Source organism: Rhodanobacter sp. MP1X3, assembly GCF_014207165.1.
Classification (GTDB): Bacteria; Pseudomonadota; Gammaproteobacteria; order Xanthomonadales; family Rhodanobacteraceae; genus Rhodanobacter.
The window spans coordinates 322226-340547 of record NZ_JACHCO010000002.1 but is presented as its reverse complement, the minus strand read 5'-3'; the positions used below and the strand labels follow the sequence as shown (position 1 = coordinate 340547).

The window sequence follows — 18322 nt, the reverse complement described above, 5'->3', positions numbered from 1 at the left end:
TAAGCGATGCCGACATCCGTCGCTGATGGATAATGCTGAATTGCAATGCGGCGGAAGCTCGGCCAACTATGAAAGTCCCGGTGTTAGAGCCTGTTTACGATCTCCACGTAGCCCGCGTTGTGCCGTGGCGGTCGCCACGGCACAACCCTTCGGGCCGGGTCGGTTTGCACCCATGCCGACGTCATCACTCGGTCGTGTACCGACGTACACTTCCTCCTTCTTCCTTGGCCTGCGCGCAAACCGCTCCCGGCGTGGGCCACGTGAAGACCGTAAGCAGGCTCTTATGAAAACCGATGCCATGAAGACCGACGTGCTGATCATCGGTGCTGGTGCGGCTGGTCTGATGTGCGCTGTGGCAGCGGGCCAGCGTGGGCGCAAGGTGCTTTTGCTCGATCACGCCAACAGGGTGGGCAAGAAAATCCTGATGTCCGGCGGTGGTCGTTGCAATTTCACCAATCTGGGGGTCACGCCAGGCCAGTTCCTTTCGGCCAACCCGCATTTCGCCAAGTCGGCGCTGGCACGCTATACGCCGGCCGATTTCATCGCCCTGGTCGAGAAGCACCGTATCGCCTATCACGAGAAAGAACTCGGCCAGCTGTTTTGTGACGACTCCTCCAAGCAGATCGTCCGTATGCTGCTGGATGAATGCGAGGCGGTAGGCGTGACCATCGAAACCAGTTGCGCCGTAAACCGCGTGCGCAAGACGGATGGCGGTTTCACCGTGACGACCGCGCGCGGTGAGGTGTGTGCCGAATCATTGGTGATCGCCAGTGGTGGCCTGTCGATTCCCAGCATGGGCGCCAGCGGCTTCGGCTACGAACTGGCAAGACAGTTTGGTCATGAGGTCTTGCCCACGCGGGCGGGGCTGGTGCCGCTGACGCTGAGCGGCAAGCATCAGGAGCATTACCAGGATCTCGCCGGTGTTGCGTTGCCGGCGGTGGAAACGAAAGTCGGCAAGCAGACCTTTCGCGCGGGTCTGCTGTTCACCCATCGCGGCATCAGCGGGCCGTCGATCCTGCAGATTTCCTCGTACTGGCAACCTGGCGATGACCTGCGCACCGATCTGCTGCCGGATACCGAGGTTGGTCCGTGGCTGATCGAGCAGCGCACGGCACGGCCACTGGCCGAACTGAAAACCGTGTTGGGTGACGTACTGCCCAAGCGGCTGGCACAGCGCCTGTGCGAACAGTGGTTCGACAGTCGGCCGATGCGCCAGTACCGGGAAACCGAGTTGAGCCGGATCGGCGAACAGCTCAACGCCTGGCCGATCACGGCCAGCGGTACCGAGGGCTACCGTACGGCCGAAGTCACGCTGGGTGGTGTGGATACCAGGGGCCTGTCCTCCAGCACCATGCAGTCGAAGCATGTGACGGGGCTGTATTTCATCGGCGAAGTGGTGGATGTCACCGGCTGGCTGGGCGGCTACAACTTCCAGTGGGCCTGGGCCTCGGGGCAGGCGGCGGGCGAGGTGGCTTGAGCGTTGCGCAAGGAAACCGGTTCGCATGAGCCGGTTTCGCGCGATCTGAACACGGCGCATGGTTCACTTGGCGGCTGACAAACGATGAGGATGCGTGCATGAAGGTTGGATTTATCGGTCTCGGTGCGATGGGCAGTGCGATGGCCAGCAATCTGCTGGCGGCTGGTCACACGGTGACGGTGTGGAACCGTTCTGAAGCCGCCGCCGCGCCGTTGGTGTCGCTGGGTGCCAAACTCGCACGCACCGCGGATCGCGTCGCACAGGGTGATGTGCTGTGCAGCATGCTGGCCAACGACCAGGCCGTGCGCGAGGTGATCCTCGATAGCGGCCTGCTCGATGCGATGGACCCTGGCACTGTGCATGTAAACCACGCCACGATTTCAGTGGCCTTGGCCAAAGAGGTCGCCGAGGAGCACGCCAAGCGTGGGCTGGAGTACGTTTCCGCCCCGGTGTTTGGGCGTCCAGACGCCGCAGCGGCTGCGAAGCTCAACATGCTGGTTGCCGGCAAGCTGGCGGTAGTGGAACGCGTTCGGCCCCTGCTGGAAGCGATGGCGGTGAAGCTATGGCCGATGGGCGAGCAGGCCGAGCGCGCCAGCGTGGCGAAGATCGCCGGTAACTTCATGCTGGCCGCGGCGATCGAAAGCATGGCCGAGGCGACCGCGCTGACCCGTGCTTACGGCGTCAGCGCCGCTGACTTCCTCGACGTAATGACCAGCACGTTGTTTGCATCGCCGGCGTACCAGGGCTACGGCAAGCTGATCGCCGAAGAGCGTTTCAAACCCGCCGGCTTCACTTTGCCGCTGGGTCTGAAGGATGTCGAGCTGGCCCTGACGGCCGGTGGCACGGCACGCGTGCCGCTGCCGTTTGCCGGCGTATTGCGCGACAGCCTGCTCGAAGCGCTGGCTGGCGGCGATGCCGAGCTGGACTGGTCAGCCCTGGCGCAGGTGGCCGCTCGACGGGCGCATCTGGACGAACGCAAGTAAGAGTTGCGCGAGTCGACGCCGGCTCGAGCTTGATGCCGACGCCGATTCAACCGTCAATCTTGCAGCGTCCAGTCCAGACTGCCATTGATCACCGTGTGGGTGCGGCCACCGATCCACACCGAACCGCCGTCAATCAGCGCCACGAGCCGGGCATCGTGGCCGATTTCACGTCCCTGGCTGACCTGATAGCCGCGGGCCAGCTCGCCGTTCGGCTCGGTCTGCGCAATGTAGGCGGCGATGGAACCGTTCGCCGCGCCCGAGGCAGGATCCTCCACGATGCCGGCGCCGGCGGGCAGCGCACGGACCACCAGCTGATAGTCAGCGTTCGTGCTGCGGGCAAACGCACATAGGCCCATGCTGTCGCTGGCTCTGGCCAATGCACCGATCGCGGCATGATCGGGCTTCCATGCACGCAGGCTGGCCTCATCCGACACTTCGGCCAGCCACCAGCGCCGACCACCGTCGACCAGCGCGGGCGGCAATCGGCCCGAGCCCACGCCCAGCAGAGCGGCCGACAGCAGCGGGTGCGCATCATGTCCACTGTTCACTATGTGCTGAGCGGGCGACAGCAGCGACAGCTCGCGTTCTGCGCCGCTGCCATGTACACGGATCGGCAGTGTGCCGGCACCGCATTCCTGCCATAGCAGGCCATCGCGTGGCTCGACCAGGTCGCACTCGAGCACGGCGTGTGCACTGCCAATGCTGGGATGGCCGGCAAACGGGATTTCCTTGTGCGGCGTGAACATGCGCACGCGGTAGCTCGCCTTGGGGTCCTGCGGTGGAAGCAGGAAGGTCGTTTCGACAAGGTTCGTCCAGCGGGCGAAGCGCTGCATGTCCTCGGCGCTCCAGTCCTGTGCGTTGACCACCACGCCCAGATGATTGCCGCCGCCGAGGCTGGCGGTGAAGACGTCGAGATGCATGTAACGAAAAGAAGTCATGATGTCCCTCCTTGGGGCTAGCGCTGCAGTAGACACCGGATCGTGGTCGCGTCGCGATGTTTCTGGCGGCGGTGAGTTTGCCCGCAGTCAGCTTGGTCATGCCGCCTCGCGCACTTCAGATTTTTGCCAGCGAAGTCGACAAGACCATGCACTAGCGCGAAGATGTCACGCTTTGCTTATCTCTCGCGGAATCGTTTATGCCGGTTACCTTCATCATCATCGCCATCACCGGCATCGTGTCGTTCATGGCCTTCAAGAACAACCGGCTGATGAACGACCTCATCCTGTGGCCGCCAGCGATCACCCGTCAGCACGAGTACCACCGTCTGGTGACTTACGGCGTAGTGCATGCGGATTTCGGCCACCTGTTTTTCAACATGCTGACGCTGTATTTCTTCGGTCAGGTCATGGAAGGGTTTTTCACCGGACGTCTTGGCGGTTTCGGGTTTGCGCTGTTCTATATCGGTGGTCTGGTGGTCTCGATTCTGCCGACGTATCTGAAGAATCGCACCAATCCCAACTACCGCAGCCTTGGGGCATCCGGCGCTGTTTCAGCTGTGCTGTTCTCATTCGTTTTGTTGGCGCCATGGCAAAAGATCATTGTGCTGGTGATACCCATGCCGGCGATTCTCTATGCCGTGCTGTATACGGGCTACTCGATCTTCATGGATCGACGCGGGCAGGGCAACGTCAATCACAGCGCTCACCTTTGGGGTGCGGCCTACGGCGTCATCTTCACGCTGCTTATGGATCAACGTGTGCTTCCTTACTTCCTCAATCAGTTGTCGCATCCTTCGTTTTGATGACTGATGCGCCGGATTTGTCGCGAAGGTTTCAGGCGATTTCGTAAGGTCAGCCGTTAATATCCGAGCGATTCAAGGCGTGCATACTGGCTCATGTTTCATTGATCGCCGTTTAATTTTATTGGTCACCGCAGGAGAACGAACGCATGGCTACGAAAGGCAAGTCGGCAACGAAAAAGTCCGCGGCAAAAAAGGCGTCCGCAAAAAAAACAGCTGTAAAAAGGGCAGTCGTAAAACGCACCGCGAAGAAGGTTGCCACCCCGCGTAAAGCAGCGGCTGCCAAGAAGGCGCCCGTAAAAAAGGTAGCCACTAAAAAGGCAGCAGTGAAAAAGACAGCGACAAAAAAGCCGGCTGCAAAAAAAGTCACTGCTAAAAAGTCCGTAGTGAAAAAAGCTGTCGCGAAAAAGAAGCCGGTGGCCAAAAAGGTTGCCGTGAAGAAGCCGACAGTGAAGAAATCGGCCGCGAAGAAGCTTGTCGGAAAGAAGTCAGTCACGAAAAAGATCGCGGCCACCAAGCCGGCAGCCAAAAAGGTTATTGCCAAGAAAGCAGCGCCGAAGAAGTCCGTTGCCAAGCCGGTGACGAAATCTGCGGTGGCGAAACCTGCCGTGAAAAAGCCGGTAGCCAAGGTCGCTGCGACGAAAAAGCCGGCGGCGAAACCCGCGGCACCCAAGCCAGCCGTCAAGAAGGTTGCATCGTCTCCCAAGACCAAGGCGACCCCGCTCAAGTTGCCGACGCTGCCGGAGCCGGAAATCCATCACATCAGTCCGGCCGAAGCAGTGGAGCATATCCAGGCACTGCTGGAGGCCAAGCTGGAGCGCGTGCGTCAGGGGCCGAGCTGGCCTGGCGCGGTGGCTGTGCAGCCCGCGACGAATACGCCCGATCCCCATGCGCCCACGCCTGGTGCCGGCGGCCTGTCCAGCGAAGCGGCGTTTGGCCATGCGCTGGCACATGAGCGAGGCGACCAGTCCAAGCGCAAGGGCTGATGCGTGCGCATTGACGGTCCTGCGTATATGGCTGGTGGGTAAATGCCCATCAGCCATGTGTTTGTACCTCAGGAGGCGTTCAAGCGCATAGGACTAGCGTTCAGGTCATGACTCCCGTTGGAGTCGGAGACAAACCATGAAACGCCTACTCGCAAGTCTCGTTCTGCTCGCCGCCATCACTACTTTGTCCGGGTGTTATTACGACCCCGGCTATAGCTACGTTCGCGGTTCCAGTTACAGCGGCGACGTGTATTACGGTCAGGCCGCGCCGGTATATCAGGGTGGTTACTACGGGTACCCCGGCTACGGTTACTACGACAATGGCTATTACGGCTGCTGCAGCGTAGGCGTCGTCGGTGGTTGGTACGGCGGTTATGGTGGCCCGCGCTACTGGCGCGGTGGTTACGGATATGGCGGGGGCCATTGGCAAGGCCGTCCCGGTTACGGCGGCGGCCATCCGGGTTACGCTGGCGGACATGGTGGCGGTCATTACTCGCATGGCGGCGGCTCCTCGCACGGCGGAAGTAGCGGTCACTAAGACAGAACGCGGGGCCTGCGGCACAATCGCCGCATGCCTCGCCTAAATTATTTGCCACGTTCCATTCGGTTTCCAAGGCTCATCGCCATCACGGCGGTGGGCCTTTTGCTTGGCGCCTGCGGCAGCCTGCGTTATTACACACAGGCAGTGCGCGGGCAGAGTGAGCTGGTCTTTCATCGGCGCAACATTGGTACGATCGTCAGCAATCCGGCGACTGACCCCAAACTGGCCGCACGACTTTTACTGGCCCAGCAGGCGCGTCTTTTCGCTTCGCAGCACCTGGGGTTGCCGGATAATCGCAGCTATACGCGCTACGTCGATCTGCATCGAAACTATGTGGTGTGGAACGTGTTCGCGGCGCCGCGCTATTCGGTAGAGCCGGTGCTTTATTGTTTTCCCGTCGCAGGCTGCGTGGCTTATCGCGGTTACTTTGCCGAGGCCGATGCGAAGGCCGAAGCGGCACGGCTGCAGAAAAAAGGCGACGACGTCGAGATCGGTGGCGTCTCGGCGTATTCCACGCTGGGCTGGTTCGCTGATCCGATTCTCAGCAGCATGCTGCGTTGGGACGACGACGAGCTGGACAGCACCATCTTCCACGAGCTGGCGCATCAGCTGATCTACGTAAAAGACGACACGGCATTCAACGAGTCTTTCGCTACATTTGTGCAGGATCAGGGCTTGCGCGAGTGGCGACAGTCGCGCGGGCTACCGGCGCAAGACGATCGCACGCAGGCAATGGACAACGGCTTCACCAAACTGGTACTGGATCTGCGTGACCGACTGAAAAAGCTGTACGCCAGCGGCGTGGGCGACACGGCGATGGAAGGCGGCAAGCAGCAAGAGATCGCCGCATTTCGCGAACGTTACAAGCAGTGGCGCGATCGCGACTGGCCGAAGGAACATGGCTACGACGCCTGGGTGGCGGCGCCAATCAACAATGCGCGCTTGCTGCCGTTCGGCTTGTACGATCAGTGGACGCCTGCGTTCGCCGAGCTGTTCAAGCAATCGCAGGGGCAATGGCTGGCTTTCTATCAGCGCGTAAGGGACCTTGCCAGGCAGCCCAAGCTGCAGCGGGATGCCACGCTCGTGCAATTGGGGCGACGTGTTGCGACATCTTTGGCAGCGCCCTGAGCGAGCCGTCCTTGGCCTGGGGATCGTTGCCGATGAATGATCAGAGCGTGCGATAGTCCGTATAGCCCTCGGCGCCGCCGCCATACAGCGTGGCAGGATTGATGGCGTTGAGCGGCGCACCGATGCGTAGCCGCTTGACCAGATCGGGATTGGCGATGAATGGACGTCCAAACGCAACCAGGTCAGCCAGGCCGCTGCTGACAACTTCTTCGGCCATCTTTTCGGTGTAGCCGTTGTTGACCATCCAGCTGCCATGGAAGCGGCGGTGCAACGCTTCGTAGTCGAAGGGTGCAACATCTCGTGGGCCGCCGGTGGCGCCTTCGATCACGTGCAGATAGGCCAGGCCGAGCGGGGCGAGCCGTTCAACGGCCCGCTCGAACAGCGGCTGCGGATTGGAGTCGCGCGCGTCGTTGGCCGGTGTCACGGGCGACAGGCGCACGCCGGTACGGCCGCTGCCCGCCGTCTGGGCAACGGCGCTGACGACGTCGTACAACAGGCGTGTGCGATTTTCGATGCTGCCGCCCCAGGCGTCGTCGCGGTGGTTGCTGCCATCGCGCAGGAATTGGTCAATCAGATAACCGTTGGCCGCATGCACTTCGACGCCGTCAAACCCGGCATCCATCGCCCGCGCGGCGGCATAGCGGTATTGCGCGACGATGCGCGGCATTTCTCCAGCAGCCAGTGCGCGCGGCTCCGAAACCGGCTCGAAGCCGTTGGCGGTGAAGGTCTTGGCCTTGGCGCGAATCGCTGACGGAGCGACCGGTGCCTTGCCGCCCAGCTGCAGACTGGTGTGGGAGATGCGGCCGACGTGCCACATCTGCAGCACCATCTTGCCGCCGCGCGCGTGCACGGCATCAGTCACTGCCTTCCAGCCCTTGACCTGCGCGCTGCTGTAGATGCCGGGTGTGTCGAGGTAGCCCTGACCCTCGGGACTGATCTGGGTGGCTTCGGCGATGATCAGCCCCGCGTCGGCACGCTGCGCGTAATACTCGGCCATCAGCGGCGTCGGCGTGCGGCCAGGGCCGGCACGATCGCGGGTCAGAGGTGCCATCACGATGCGTTTGGCCAGCGCGATATCGCCCATCTGGACCGGGTCGAACAGCGATCGGGGAGAACGGTCTGACATAAGGTGAATCCTTGCTGGTCGCGGAAATATCCTGCATGGATGGATGCGGATGGCTTGCGCATCAAGTTTGGCAGGCTGAAGTCGCCATGATGCACAAGCGATCGTGATGTGTCGGTGCAACGTGGTTGGCACCAGCAAGGATGGCTACCCACTTGCCATTCCCATACTGAAACTCATCTCTTTGGCTTGCAGGAATCAGGGTTGTCGAGTTGACCATGTCCGATACCGCCGTGCCCGAGTTCTTCGGGCGATTCCCCATGCAACAGGTCAACAGCGTGTCCCTTGACGATGTATTGCGCGAGGAGGGAGCGCCGCTCAGCATCCTGTTTCTATGGGGTCGCGACTGCCCCAATTGCGATATTGCCAAGCGCGCCATGCTGCTGGCGCGGGATCGTTTCCAGTGGCCACAGGTGCGCTGGCTGCACGATAACGTTTACGACGATCCGACCATGGCCACGCGGTTTGGATTGCACGGCATACCTGCGTTCTTCGTGTTTCGCGGCGAGCGAAAGATGGGACGGATTAGCGAGTGGCCTGGCACGCAAGCCTTTGTTCAAGCTATTGAAAATCAGATTGCGCTGGCGGCGACAGTCTAGCCAGCCTGTCGCTTAGCTGAACGAGTCTGGGACGTTTACGTTGAAGTCACGTACCCGCGGACACACTACGCCTATGCATCGCCGTGACGGCGACCATAAGTGACGCAAAACATCGCTCACTGAGGGGCTGCTTTCCTCCCCTGGACGCAGCCTGACAAGCCCCACCGGTCCTCCCCTGGCCAGTGGGGTTTTTTTTGCCCTGAGTGTTGTTCGGTACGCAGGGGCGGTGCGCTCCGCTCTCTACATCTGCCCTGCAGGATGGGTAATGATTCAGCATCTGTCTGCGCAAGCATTCTCCGCAAGAGCCATTGATGATCATCGAATCGCTACTCGATACCGACCTGTACAAGTTTTCGATGATGCAGGTGGTGCTGCACCAGTATCCGGCGGCGCAGGTCGAGTATCGCTTCAAGTGCCGCAATCCCGGCATCAACCTGGTGCCTTATATCGATGAAATCCGTATCGAGCTCGCGGCGCTTTGCCAGCTGCGCTTCAAGGCGGATGAGCTGTTGTATTTGCGCACCTGGCGCTTCCTGAAAAGCGACTTTGTCGATTTTCTCGATCTTTTCCATCTGAACGAAAAATATGTCGAGATCACGCCGTCCAACGCGAACAACGGGGAAATAGATATCCGTATCTGCGGTCCCTGGTTGCATACGATTCTTTTCGAGGTGCCGCTGCTCGCGATCGTCAACGAGGTGTATTTTCGTCACGTCAGCGCGGGTTTGGATATGGCCGAAGGCCGCCAGCGACTGCACGACAAGATTGCGCTGCTGCGCGACACGCTCGATTACACCGGTTGCCGCATCGCCGACTACGGTACACGGCGCCGGTATTCACGGACATGGCAGGCCGAGGTGGTGACCACGCTGCGCGATGGACTGGGCAAGCAGCTGGCGGGTACCAGCAATGTATGGTTGGCACGTGAGCTTGGGTTGACGCCGCTGGGCACGCTGGCGCACGAGTACCTTCAGGCGCACCAGGCGCTAGGTCCGCGTCTGCGTGACTCGCAGGTGGCTGCGCTGGAGGCGTGGGCGAAGGAATACCGCGGCGATCTCGGCATTGCGCTATCGGACGTCTACGGACTCAACGCGTTCCTGCGCGATTTCGACATGTATTTCTGCAAGCTGTTCGACGGCACCCGGCATGACTCCGGCGATCCGTTCGACTGGGGCGAGAAGGTGTTGGCGCATTACCATGCCAACCGGGTCGATCCCCGCAGCAAGGTGCTGGTGTTCAGCGACGGGCTCGATATCCCGAAAGTGATGCAGCTCTACGCGCACTTCCGCGATCGCTGCCTGCTCGCATTCGGTGTCGGCACCAACCTCACCAACGATGTGGGCCCGACGCCGCTCAATATCGTCATCAAGATGACCCGCTGCAACGGCCAGCCGGTAGCCAAGCTCAGCGACTCGCCGGGCAAGAACATGTGCGACGACGAAGCCTATGTTACCTATCTGCGCCAGGTGTTCGAGATTCCGGCGACGCAGGGGTTGTAGTCATTCAGAAACTCAGCGCTCAGAATGCTGGCAACACCGCACCGTGATACTTCTGTTCGATGAAGGTCTTGATCTCGGGGCTGGTGAGTGCCTTGGCCAGCTTCTGTACGCGCGGATCGTTCTGGTTGTCTTCGCGGCCAACCAGATAATTCACGTACGGTGAGTTCTTGTCTTCGATCAGCAGCGCGTCTTTGGTCGGATTCAATCCGGCAGCCAGCGCATAGTTGGTATTGATCAGCGCCAGGTCTACTTCATCGAGTGTGCGCGGCAGCATGGCCGCTTCCAGCTCGCGAAACTTCAGGTGCTTCGGGTTGGCGGTGATGTCCTTCAAGGTGGCCATCTCGTCGTTCGGATTTTTCAGCGTGATCAGCCCGTGCTTGGCCAACAAAAGCAGCGCGCGGCTGTTGTTGCTGGGGTCATTGGGAATGGTCACGTTGGCACCATCCGGCAGCTGATCGATGTTTTTGTACTTGCGCGAATACGCACCGAACGGCTCGATGTGCACGCCGGTGATGATCACCAGTTTCGTGCCGCGTTCGCGGTTGAACGCATCAAGGTAGGGCTTGGTCTGAAAGAAGTTCAGGTCGATGTTTTTTTCGGCCACCTGCGAGTTGGGCTGCACGTAATCGGCAAACACCTTGATCTCAAGATCGACGCCTTCTTTGGCGAGCATCGGCTTGATCTGCTTGAGGATCTCCGCGTGCGGGATCGCGGTGGCGGCGACCGTCAGCGTATTCGAGTCACTGCTGGAGGATCCGCCATCATGGGCGGAGCAACCTGCCAAGGCGAGCAGTACAGCGAGGGAGGCAAGCAGTTTCTTCATGACGATGAGCTTTGTGCGGCGCACAAGAGTAGCCGTCCATACTGCCAAATGCAAAGTGCCATGTGTTGTGGCTCAACGCCGACCGTAGTGCGCCACGATGCGATCGCCGAGCATCTGCAGCAATTGCACCAGCACGATCAGCAGTGCCACGGTCACCAGCATGTAGTCGGATTTGTAGCTCAGGTAACCGTAGCGGTAGGCCAGATCGCCCAAGCCGCCGGAGCCGACCGCGCCGCCCATCGCGGTGTAGCCGACCAGGGCGATGGCCGTGACGGTCACGCCGGCCAGCAGGCCGCCGCGTGCCTCGGGAAGCAATACATGGCGCACGATCTGCCACAGGCTGGCACCCATCGCCTGGCTGGCCTCGATCACGCCGTGCTCCACCTCGCGCAGCGCGGTTTCCACCAGCCGAGCGAAGAACGGTGCCGCGCCGATCACCAGCGGCGGAATCGCGCCGCGTATACCGAGCTTGGTGCCGACCAGAAAATACGTAACTGGCATCAGCACGATCATCAGGATGATGAAAGGCACCGAGCGCAGGATGTTCACCAGCAACGAGGTGATGGCGTATAGCTTTGGCATCGGGCGTAGCTGACCGTTGCCAGTGAGGTACAGCAGTACACCTAGCGGCAGGCCAAGCAGTACGGTGAGCAGCAGCGAGCCGCCAAGCATCAACAGCGTATCGATGCACGCATGGCCGATTTCGCCCCAATCGTCGATGTTCGGGAACAACGTCTGCAGAATCGGTGCGTGGCTCATCGGCGCAACTCCTCGATCTCGATACCCGCTTCGCGCAGGGCCAGCATGGCTGCATCCACGCGCTCACCCTGCATCGCCAGCGTCAGTTGACCATAAGGCATGTCCTTGATGCGGTCGATGCGCCCGGCGAGCAGGTTGAAATCGATGCCGGTTTCACGCGCGACCCGACCTAGTGCCGGTGTCCATGTCGCGTCACCACGAAAGCTCAGTCGCAGGATGCGTCCGGGCACACGTGCAAAGGCAGCCTCCTCACCAATGGCTTCCTCTGGCAGCGCCTCGTTGACGAAGCGCTTGGTGGTGGCATGCTGCGGATGCAGGAAAACGTCGATCACGCTGCCGCGCTCCACGATTTCGCCGGCATCCAGTACGGCGACGCGGTCGCAGACACGGCGTACGACATCCATTTCGTGCGTGATCAGCACGATGGTGAGTTTCAGCTCTCGGTTGATCTCGGCCAGCAGCTCCAGTACCGAGGCCGTGGTCTGCGGGTCGAGCGCACTGGTGGCTTCGTCGCACAGCAGAATGGATGGTCGGTTGGCCAGCGCACGCGCAATACCCACGCGCTGCTTCTGGCCACCGGAAAGCTGTGAGGGGTATTTGTCGGCATGGTCGGTCAGGCCAACCCGCGCCAGCAACTCGTCGACGCGCTTGCGCAAGGTCACTGCATTGCGCTCACCCGCCAATCGCATCGGAAACGCCACGTTATCGGCCACTGTCTGCGAGGCGAGCAGGTTGAAATGCTGGAAAATCATGCCGATCCGCCGCCGTTGCGCGCGAAGCGCCGGTTCGGCCAGGGCGGTCATTTCGGTGTCATTGACGAAGATGCTGCCACCGCTGGGGCGTTCGAGCAGATTGATCAGCCGTATAAGCGTCGATTTGCCGGCGCCGGACAAACCGATGATGCCGAAGACTTCGCCATCGACGACCTCCAGGCTGAAAGGCTTCAGCGCAGGGATATCGTGACCGTCGACACGATAGGACTTGTGGACATCGACAAAGCGGATCACGGCATGGCCTGGCTTTTGCGCTAAACCGTCATTCTATGTCACGAGCGCCCCCATGGATGGCGTAGACTCGGCAGAGTTACCCCACCAGCAGGAGCTTGCCTTATGTCCAGCGTCTACGATTTCACAGTCCGCGATATCGACGGCAACGAGCGCTCGCTCGGCGAATGGCGCGGAAAAACCCTGCTGATCGTCAATGTTGCCTCCAAATGCGGTTTTACCCCCCAGTACAAGGGGCTGGAGAACCTTTGGCAGGATCAACGTGACAAGGGGCTGGTGGTGCTGGGCTTTCCCTGCGATCAGTTCGGCCATCAGGAGCCGGGCGATGCGGACGAGATCAAGACGTTTTGCAGCAACCGCTACGATGTGACGTTCCCGATGTTCTCCAAGGTCGAAGTCAACGGCGATCATGCCGATCCTCTTTACCAATGGCTGAAAAGCGAAGGCAAGGGCATTCTGGGCAGTGAATCCGTCAAGTGGAACTTCACCAAGTTTCTGGTCGATGAACATGGCCAGGTAGTGAAGCGCTACGCGCCGACGGATACACCTGAAAAGATCGGCAAGGACACCTTGGCCCGTCTGGGCGGCTAAACGCTTTCCAGGAATGCAGGGTTGGCCGAGGTGGCAATCAACTCCGTCCGTGGAAATTCGCAAGCAGCAGAGCGATCGCGTTGACGTCGCTGCCCACACTGGGTCCGTTCGCGGGCGGCTCGTAATTATTCAGCATGATGGCAAACGCCAGCCGCTCGCCTGCCGCACTGGTGACATAACCAACCAGGCAGTGGACGTAGGTCATGCTGCCAGTCTTGGCATGTACATTATTTTCGGCTGCGGTGTGACGCATCTGCCCGGTCAGGGTGCCATCGATGCCGGCGATCGGCAAAGCTTCGTGCAGCTGTGCGGCATAAGGCTGCGCGGCTAGATAGGCGAGCAGTCGCACCATCGCATCGGGCGTCACCAGATCGCGTCGCGACAGTCCGGTACCCTCGTCGATCAGGCCGGCCGATGGCGGAATCCCGATTTGCGTCAATAGCTGATGCAGCGCCTTGACTGACCATTGCTCGGTGCTGGCAAAAGGCACGATTCCCGGGGTAGCTTCCATCGATTGCTGATGCTTGCCCACGCTCAAAAAAAGATTCTGTAGATACAGATTCTGCGATCGCTTCAGCCCGCGCTGCAGAACATCCATCAGCGGCGGTGACTGGATTTCGGCCAGCGTATCGGCGCGCGCGACCAGTGCCGTATCGTCCTGCGGCCAGTGCAGTGCATGCACCTGGCCGGTCAAGTGAATTCCCCGATCTGCCAGCGCCTGTCGCAGTTGCGAGCCCGCTACCAGGGCAGGGTCGGGCAGCGCCAGCTTGAAATGTTGTGGCGGTGTTTTGGCTGCGACGGTGCCGAAAGCGTAGAGCGTGCTGTCGCCCGGCGCGCGGTAGAGATTGATGTCACTGGGTAGGCGTGACAGCGTCGTCGTCAGCTGGCCCAACTGGGGCATCTGCGCATCGACCGGATCAAAGGTCAGGCTAGCGGGTAGCCCGGTCGCTGATCCCGGGCTCACCGTGATGTCGACGATATTTTCGTCCACGCTCAAGGCGGAAGACGGCACGGCAAACCAGCTCTGCAGATCGCCGGCTTCCCAGCCGGATCCGAATGCGGGGCCAGTGAAGTAGCTGTCGTCGGCGATCAGGTCGCCGCGCACCTGTCGCACACCGCGCTGGAATAGTTGATTGGCCAGCTGATCGGCCCAGTCGGTGCTGGTTGCCGTGCCCAGTGTCGGGTCACCCATGCCATACAGAATCAACGGGCCATTCAGACGGCCATCGTGAATATCATCATTGGCCAACAATCGGGTCGGCATACGGTAATCCGCGCCCAACGTGGAGAGGCTCAGTGCGGCGGTGAACAGCTTGGCGGTGGAGGCTGGCTGCATCAACTGATCGGCGTGATGGGTGTACAGCGTGCGGCCACTGTCCAGTGAAACCACGGCGATGCCCCAGTTGGCAGCGGCGAAACGCGGCTGGCTGATCTGCCCATCGATGTCTGCCGCCAAGCCCGCAGCGCTGGCCGTGCTGGCCGACGAGGATGCTGTGGCTGAGCCCAAGGCAAACCAGCAGGCGCAGACAAGCAGGCCAGCGGCAAAATGGCGATATTTCAGGCTTGGTGCGGGAATCATGACTTTAGTATCGCCAATCCCGCGGCATCCTGCTTACTGCCATTTCGCGGTGATCTGGTAGCCTTTGTCATTCGTGTCGGCACCTGGCCGGCGGACCTACACCTATTCGTGAGACTTCCATGCAGATTGCCCACAACTCCGTTGCCGCCTTCCATTACACGCTGACCGATGACCAGGGGCAGGTTGTTGACAGCTCCGAAGGTCGCGAGCCACTGACCTATCTGCACGGCACCGGGCAAATTGTGCCGGGACTGGAAAAGCAGATGGAAGGTCGCAGTGTCGGTGACAAGTTCAACGCTGACGTATCACCTGAAGACGGCTATGGCGTGCATCACGACGAGCTGATTCAGGAAGTGCCCAAGGATGCCTTCCAGGGTGTCGAAGACATTCAGCCCGGTATGCAGTTCCAGGGTCGTGGCCCACAAGGTGAGATCAACGTCACCGTGACCAAGGTCGAAGGCAATACCGTGTTCATCGACGGCAACCATCCGCTCGCCGGCCAGACGCTGCATTTCGCCGTCGAAGTGACTGATGTGCGCGCGGCTACGGCGGAAGAGCTGGAGCACGGTCATGTGCACGGCGCGGGCGGTCATCACCACTAAGTTATTGCCTGTACGGGGCGACATGGAACGACGCCTGGACATCGCCATTGTGGGTTACGGTGCGGCTGGTCAGGCCGCATCGTTGTTTTTGTCAAAACGAGAACACGCGCTGAGCGTGTTCGAACAGGCCGACTCGCCAGGACCGGTGGGCGCTGGATTTTTGCTGCAACCGACTGGACTGGGTGTGCTTGCCCGACTCGGTCTGGCTGAGCAGGTCATGGCCCAAGGTCAGCGGATCGAGCGGTTGTATGGTTGCAACGCGAATGGCCATGGCGTCATGGACATGCGTTACAGCGATCATTCGCCTGGCTGCTTTGGGCTCGGCCTGACGCGCGGAAGTCTGTTCAACCTGATGCGTGATGCCTGGCCTGATGCGGCACAGCTGCGTACAGGCATTCGGATGGATCGGATCGACGCGGACGGCAAACACCTGATCGACAGCAGGGGTGAGCGGTACGGCCCATTCGATCTGATCGTGGTAGCCGATGGCGCAAACTCGCGGCTGCGCGACTCTGCTCCGAAGATCGTTCGGCGGCAGGCGTTGTATCCGTGGGGAGCTATGTGGTGCCTGCTACCGGCCGAGAGCTGGCCGCATCCGGATACGCTGCACCAGCGCTACGGAGGTAGCCGCGAAATGATCGGCCTGCTGCCGGTGGGGCAACGCGCCGATGGTGATGGCCGCTGGCTGACGTTTTTCTTCAGTCTGCCAGGCGAACAGGTGGATGGATTTGATGGCGACTCACTGGCTCGCATGCGCGACAGGACACGCAAGCTCTGGCCGCAGGCGCTGCCATTACTTGATCACATTCGTGAGCCGGCGCAATTGAATCGCGCTCGTTATCGCGATGTGGTGTTGCGTGCGCCGGTAAATGGAAGGCTGGTTTTCATTGGCGATGCGGCGCACGCCATGAGTCCGCAGCTGGGGCAGGGCGTGAACATGGCGCTGCTGGATGCCGAAGCGCTGTCCGATGCATTGGCGGATGCCAGCGACATCGATGATGCGCTGCGCGCTTATCCTCGCTTGCGCAGGCAGCATCTGGCTGTCTATCAGCAGTTGAGCCGATGGCTTACCCCGTTGTTCCAGTCAGATCGTGCTGGGCTTGCGCGCGTACGCGATGCCTGTTTTGGTCCGTTGGGCCGGCTTCCGCTGGCACGCGGCCAGATGCTGAAGATACTCACCGGTACAAAACAAGCGTGGTGGCGTTAAGTCAGCAGGCCTTGGCGAACGTGATGATCAATACCAGTCGAGCAGCGTGATGCCCGCGCCCACATAAGTGGCATTGTGGTTGTAATCGATCAGGCTCTCGCCGTAACCCTTGAACGCTTCCATATAGCCGCGCAAATTGCCGATCAGCGGAAAGCTCCAGGTGAACTGGGCGGCGCCATGCGCATCGCTGCCGCCGCGCAATGAGCTGCGCAGCATCAGGCCGAATTCCTGACCATTCCACTCGTGGATGATCTGCATGTCGCCACGGCCCATGTAATTGCTGATATCCGGGTTGTTATCACTGGTGCGCGACTCGGGAATACGCCACCACGGACGAAACATCACCGTCCAGCTGTCGCGTTCGAAACCGATGTCGGCCATCACGCGGTTCCAGCTGCGGGAAAGCGGGTCGGATTGGCCGTTGGACTGATGGTCTACGCCAATGCCAAGCAGTCGACCGTCCCAGCCGAATAGCTGGTAGTTGGTGTTGAACATCAGTATGGCTTCGGGCTCGTAGTCGGTCTCGCGGAACGGGCGCGAAGCCTCGGTGTTATAGACCTGCCAGTGTGAGTCCTGGGTATAACCGACCCACACGTCGCCGGCGTCACCGAACACGCCTTGCCATATCTTGGTCTTCAGGCTGAGCTGGAATTTCGCTTCCACATTGTCCAGTTGCTGCGGCGTGGTCACCGTGTTGACGGGATTGGGGCTATGCGGTTCATCGTTCTGATTGCTGGTGGCGAAAGCTGGCATGACGTACACCGGTTTGTAGCCACGTACATTGAACGTGCCGAGTTTGCTTTCCGGAGAAAGCTCCCAGCGGCTGTCGAGCAGCGACAGCGGCTTGCCGGCCGTCGCGTCGCTAGGTACGGCGGCGGTGGGCTTTTCGTGGCCAAAGATACTGGTCGGTGCGCTGGTGCTGGGCTGGTCGCCGCGTTTCTGTGCCGCGGGAAGGTTGACCCTGCCGGTGGAGCGGTCGTAGCAGGCCAGTCGTTGCGCGTCGCTTTCGATGCCGGTGCAGGCACGTATATCGGTTGGGCTAGGGTTCTGCGCATGCGCCGGTGTGGCGATAACGCCGGTCAGTAACGCCAGCGGCGCCGCAATGAAAAGAGGCTTCATGAAGAACTCCAGAAAATCTGATGGCGAGGATCAAGCCAGACTTCTGTGCCACGCATCCCCGGCGCGCGATGGAAAGTTTCTCATAACGACACCAAGCAAAGAGCCGGCCGTCGTCGTTTACTGCGACCGGCTTCTCGCCACGACGGCTTAAAGCTGTTTTAACCAGCGCTGATATTCGGCCTTGCTGACTTTGCCATCACGATTACTATCCGCATGGATGAAGTCATTGGCCAGCGGTGGATAGGCCTCTGCCTGATCCTCGCTGATGGATTTGCCGCCACCGGATAATTGCTCGAACGATGGCGGGGGTGGAATGGCAGGTGCACTCGCGGGAGCGCTGTTGACGACGACCTCACCCTGCGGGGTGCGCAGGGCCGCTGAATCCGTAGATGGCATGGCAGGCGAGGTGTTCGCAGGCGGAGGCGGTGGCGGTGTCGACATGTCTTGTGCGAGCAACGCGCCGCCGAACAGCAGCATGCCAACGGTGAAGGCAGAGATCAGTGGTTTGCGAGATTTCATCGTAGATACTCCGTGCCAGAATAAAGGTGCTTGAACAAAGCGTCG

General features: G+C 60.6%; 19 protein-coding genes. 11 read left to right on the top strand and 8 right to left on the bottom strand.

The window, feature by feature from the left end:
• Positions 1-298 precede the first annotated feature (298 nt).
• Positions 299-1477, top strand: coding sequence for an NAD(P)/FAD-dependent oxidoreductase (locus HDE79_RS08010; protein ID WP_184601635.1), 1179 nt, complete (start codon positions 299-301; stop codon positions 1475-1477).
• 74 nt (positions 1478-1551) lie between these two features.
• Positions 1552-2460 (top strand): NAD(P)-dependent oxidoreductase, encoded by a 909-nt coding sequence (locus tag HDE79_RS08005; protein ID WP_343205940.1) that lies wholly within the window; start codon positions 1552-1554, stop codon positions 2458-2460.
• 53 nt (positions 2461-2513) lie between these two features.
• On the opposite strand, the gene HDE79_RS08000 is transcribed toward HDE79_RS08005, so the two are convergent.
• Positions 2514-3398 carry a PhzF family phenazine biosynthesis protein gene (locus HDE79_RS08000; RefSeq protein ID WP_184601412.1) on the bottom strand — a complete coding sequence of 295 codons (885 nt, stop codon included), beginning with the start codon at positions 3396-3398 and terminating at the stop codon, positions 2514-2516.
• A gap of 197 nt (positions 3399-3595) precedes the next feature.
• Between HDE79_RS08000 and HDE79_RS07995 the strand changes: the two genes are divergently transcribed.
• From HDE79_RS07995 to HDE79_RS07980, 4 genes are all read left to right on the top strand, one after another.
• A complete protein-coding gene (locus HDE79_RS07995; RefSeq protein ID WP_184601411.1) occupies positions 3596-4201 on the top strand; it encodes a rhomboid family intramembrane serine protease in 606 nt (201 codons plus the stop codon).
• Positions 4202-4347: 146 nt separating this feature from the next.
• Positions 4348-5184, top strand: coding sequence for a histone H1-like repetitive region-containing protein (locus HDE79_RS07990; protein WP_184601410.1), 837 nt, complete (start codon positions 4348-4350; stop codon positions 5182-5184).
• A 136-nt stretch (positions 5185-5320) separates the two neighbouring features.
• Positions 5321-5722, top strand: coding sequence for a hypothetical protein (locus HDE79_RS07985; RefSeq protein WP_184601409.1), 402 nt, complete (start codon positions 5321-5323; stop codon positions 5720-5722).
• A 96-nt stretch (positions 5723-5818) separates the two neighbouring features.
• Positions 5819-6853 carry an aminopeptidase gene (locus HDE79_RS07980; RefSeq protein ID WP_343205939.1) on the top strand — a complete coding sequence of 345 codons (1035 nt, stop codon included), beginning with the start codon at positions 5819-5821 and terminating at the stop codon, positions 6851-6853.
• A gap of 40 nt (positions 6854-6893) precedes the next feature.
• On the opposite strand, the gene HDE79_RS07975 is transcribed toward HDE79_RS07980, so the two are convergent.
• On the bottom strand, positions 6894-7979 hold the full coding sequence (locus HDE79_RS07975; RefSeq protein ID WP_184601407.1) for an alkene reductase: 1086 nt from the start codon (positions 7977-7979) through the stop codon (positions 6894-6896).
• 215 nt (positions 7980-8194) lie between these two features.
• Between HDE79_RS07975 and HDE79_RS07970 the strand changes: the two genes are divergently transcribed.
• Positions 8195-8575: a thioredoxin family protein gene (locus HDE79_RS07970; RefSeq protein ID WP_184601406.1), complete on the top strand. Its 381-nt coding sequence runs from the start codon at positions 8195-8197 to the stop codon at positions 8573-8575.
• A gap of 311 nt (positions 8576-8886) precedes the next feature.
• Complete coding sequence (gene pncB / locus HDE79_RS07965) at positions 8887-10074, top strand: nicotinate phosphoribosyltransferase (RefSeq protein WP_184601405.1); 1188 nt, start codon at positions 8887-8889, stop codon at positions 10072-10074.
• A 19-nt stretch (positions 10075-10093) separates the two neighbouring features.
• Here pncB and HDE79_RS07960 read toward each other — a convergent pair whose 3' ends face one another.
• From HDE79_RS07960 to HDE79_RS07950, 3 genes are all read right to left on the bottom strand, one after another.
• Positions 10094-10897 carry a MetQ/NlpA family ABC transporter substrate-binding protein gene (locus tag HDE79_RS07960; protein ID WP_184601404.1) on the bottom strand — a complete coding sequence of 268 codons (804 nt, stop codon included), beginning with the start codon at positions 10895-10897 and terminating at the stop codon, positions 10094-10096.
• Positions 10898-10969: 72 nt separating this feature from the next.
• The gene (locus tag HDE79_RS07955; protein WP_184601403.1) at positions 10970-11656 is read right to left on the bottom strand and encodes a methionine ABC transporter permease; all 687 of its coding nucleotides are present in this window, start codon (positions 11654-11656) and stop codon (positions 10970-10972) included.
• Positions 11653-12663: a methionine ABC transporter ATP-binding protein gene (locus HDE79_RS07950; protein WP_184601402.1), complete on the bottom strand. Its 1011-nt coding sequence runs from the start codon at positions 12661-12663 to the stop codon at positions 11653-11655. The genes HDE79_RS07955 and HDE79_RS07950 overlap by 4 nt, the downstream gene beginning before the upstream one ends.
• A gap of 102 nt (positions 12664-12765) precedes the next feature.
• On the opposite strand from HDE79_RS07950, the gene HDE79_RS07945 reads away from it, so the two are divergent.
• A complete protein-coding gene (locus HDE79_RS07945) occupies positions 12766-13251 on the top strand; it encodes a glutathione peroxidase (RefSeq protein ID WP_184601401.1) in 486 nt (161 codons plus the stop codon).
• Between the two features lie 37 nt (positions 13252-13288).
• Here the strand turns inward: HDE79_RS07945 and dacB are convergent, their stop codons facing one another.
• A complete protein-coding gene (dacB, locus tag HDE79_RS07940) occupies positions 13289-14830 on the bottom strand; it encodes a D-alanyl-D-alanine carboxypeptidase/D-alanyl-D-alanine-endopeptidase (RefSeq protein ID WP_184601400.1) in 1542 nt (513 codons plus the stop codon).
• 119 nt (positions 14831-14949) lie between these two features.
• On the opposite strand from dacB, the gene HDE79_RS07935 reads away from it, so the two are divergent.
• Both HDE79_RS07935 and HDE79_RS07930 read left to right on the top strand, forming a co-directional pair.
• Entirely contained in the window at positions 14950-15432 is a 483-nt protein-coding gene (locus HDE79_RS07935; RefSeq protein ID WP_184601399.1) for a peptidylprolyl isomerase, read from the top strand.
• 22 nt (positions 15433-15454) lie between these two features.
• On the top strand, positions 15455-16639 hold the full coding sequence (locus tag HDE79_RS07930; protein WP_255488328.1) for an NAD(P)/FAD-dependent oxidoreductase: 1185 nt from the start codon (positions 15455-15457) through the stop codon (positions 16637-16639).
• 27 nt (positions 16640-16666) lie between these two features.
• Here HDE79_RS07930 and HDE79_RS07925 read toward each other — a convergent pair whose 3' ends face one another.
• Both HDE79_RS07925 and HDE79_RS07920 read right to left on the bottom strand, forming a co-directional pair.
• On the bottom strand, positions 16667-17758 hold the full coding sequence (locus tag HDE79_RS07925) for a phospholipase A (protein WP_184601398.1): 1092 nt from the start codon (positions 17756-17758) through the stop codon (positions 16667-16669).
• A gap of 147 nt (positions 17759-17905) precedes the next feature.
• Positions 17906-18277 (bottom strand): hypothetical protein, encoded by a 372-nt coding sequence (locus HDE79_RS07920; protein ID WP_184601397.1) that lies wholly within the window; start codon positions 18275-18277, stop codon positions 17906-17908.
• Between the last annotated feature and the right edge of the window lie 45 nt (positions 18278-18322).

Excerpts from the sequence above, each read along its gene's own strand:
- HDE79_RS07955 (WP_184601403.1), bottom strand. The coding sequence starts at position 11,656 with ATGAGCCACGCACCGATTCTGCAGACGTTGTTCCCGAACATCGACGAT.
- HDE79_RS07985 (WP_184601409.1), top strand. The coding sequence starts at position 5,321 with ATGAAACGCCTACTCGCAAGTCTCGTTCTGCTCGCCGCCATCACTACT.
- pncB (WP_184601405.1), top strand. The coding sequence starts at position 8,887 with ATGATCATCGAATCGCTACTCGATACCGACCTGTACAAGTTTTCGATG.
- HDE79_RS07990 (WP_184601410.1), top strand. The coding sequence starts at position 4,348 with ATGGCTACGAAAGGCAAGTCGGCAACGAAAAAGTCCGCGGCAAAAAAG.
- HDE79_RS07925 (WP_184601398.1), bottom strand. The coding sequence starts at position 17,758 with ATGAAGCCTCTTTTCATTGCGGCGCCGCTGGCGTTACTGACCGGCGTT.
- HDE79_RS07945 (WP_184601401.1), top strand. The coding sequence starts at position 12,766 with ATGTCCAGCGTCTACGATTTCACAGTCCGCGATATCGACGGCAACGAG.
- HDE79_RS07935 (WP_184601399.1), top strand. The coding sequence starts at position 14,950 with ATGCAGATTGCCCACAACTCCGTTGCCGCCTTCCATTACACGCTGACC.
- HDE79_RS08000 (WP_184601412.1), bottom strand. The coding sequence starts at position 3,398 with ATGACTTCTTTTCGTTACATGCATCTCGACGTCTTCACCGCCAGCCTC.
- HDE79_RS07995 (WP_184601411.1), top strand. The coding sequence starts at position 3,596 with ATGCCGGTTACCTTCATCATCATCGCCATCACCGGCATCGTGTCGTTC.
- HDE79_RS07970 (WP_184601406.1), top strand. The coding sequence starts at position 8,195 with ATGTCCGATACCGCCGTGCCCGAGTTCTTCGGGCGATTCCCCATGCAA.
- HDE79_RS07930 (WP_255488328.1), top strand. The coding sequence starts at position 15,455 with ATGGAACGACGCCTGGACATCGCCATTGTGGGTTACGGTGCGGCTGGT.
- HDE79_RS07975 (WP_184601407.1), bottom strand. The coding sequence starts at position 7,979 with ATGTCAGACCGTTCTCCCCGATCGCTGTTCGACCCGGTCCAGATGGGC.
- dacB (WP_184601400.1), bottom strand. The coding sequence starts at position 14,830 with ATGATTCCCGCACCAAGCCTGAAATATCGCCATTTTGCCGCTGGCCTG.
- HDE79_RS08010 (WP_184601635.1), top strand. The coding sequence starts at position 299 with ATGAAGACCGACGTGCTGATCATCGGTGCTGGTGCGGCTGGTCTGATG.
- HDE79_RS07960 (WP_184601404.1), bottom strand. The coding sequence starts at position 10,897 with ATGAAGAAACTGCTTGCCTCCCTCGCTGTACTGCTCGCCTTGGCAGGT.
- HDE79_RS07920 (WP_184601397.1), bottom strand. The coding sequence starts at position 18,277 with ATGAAATCTCGCAAACCACTGATCTCTGCCTTCACCGTTGGCATGCTG.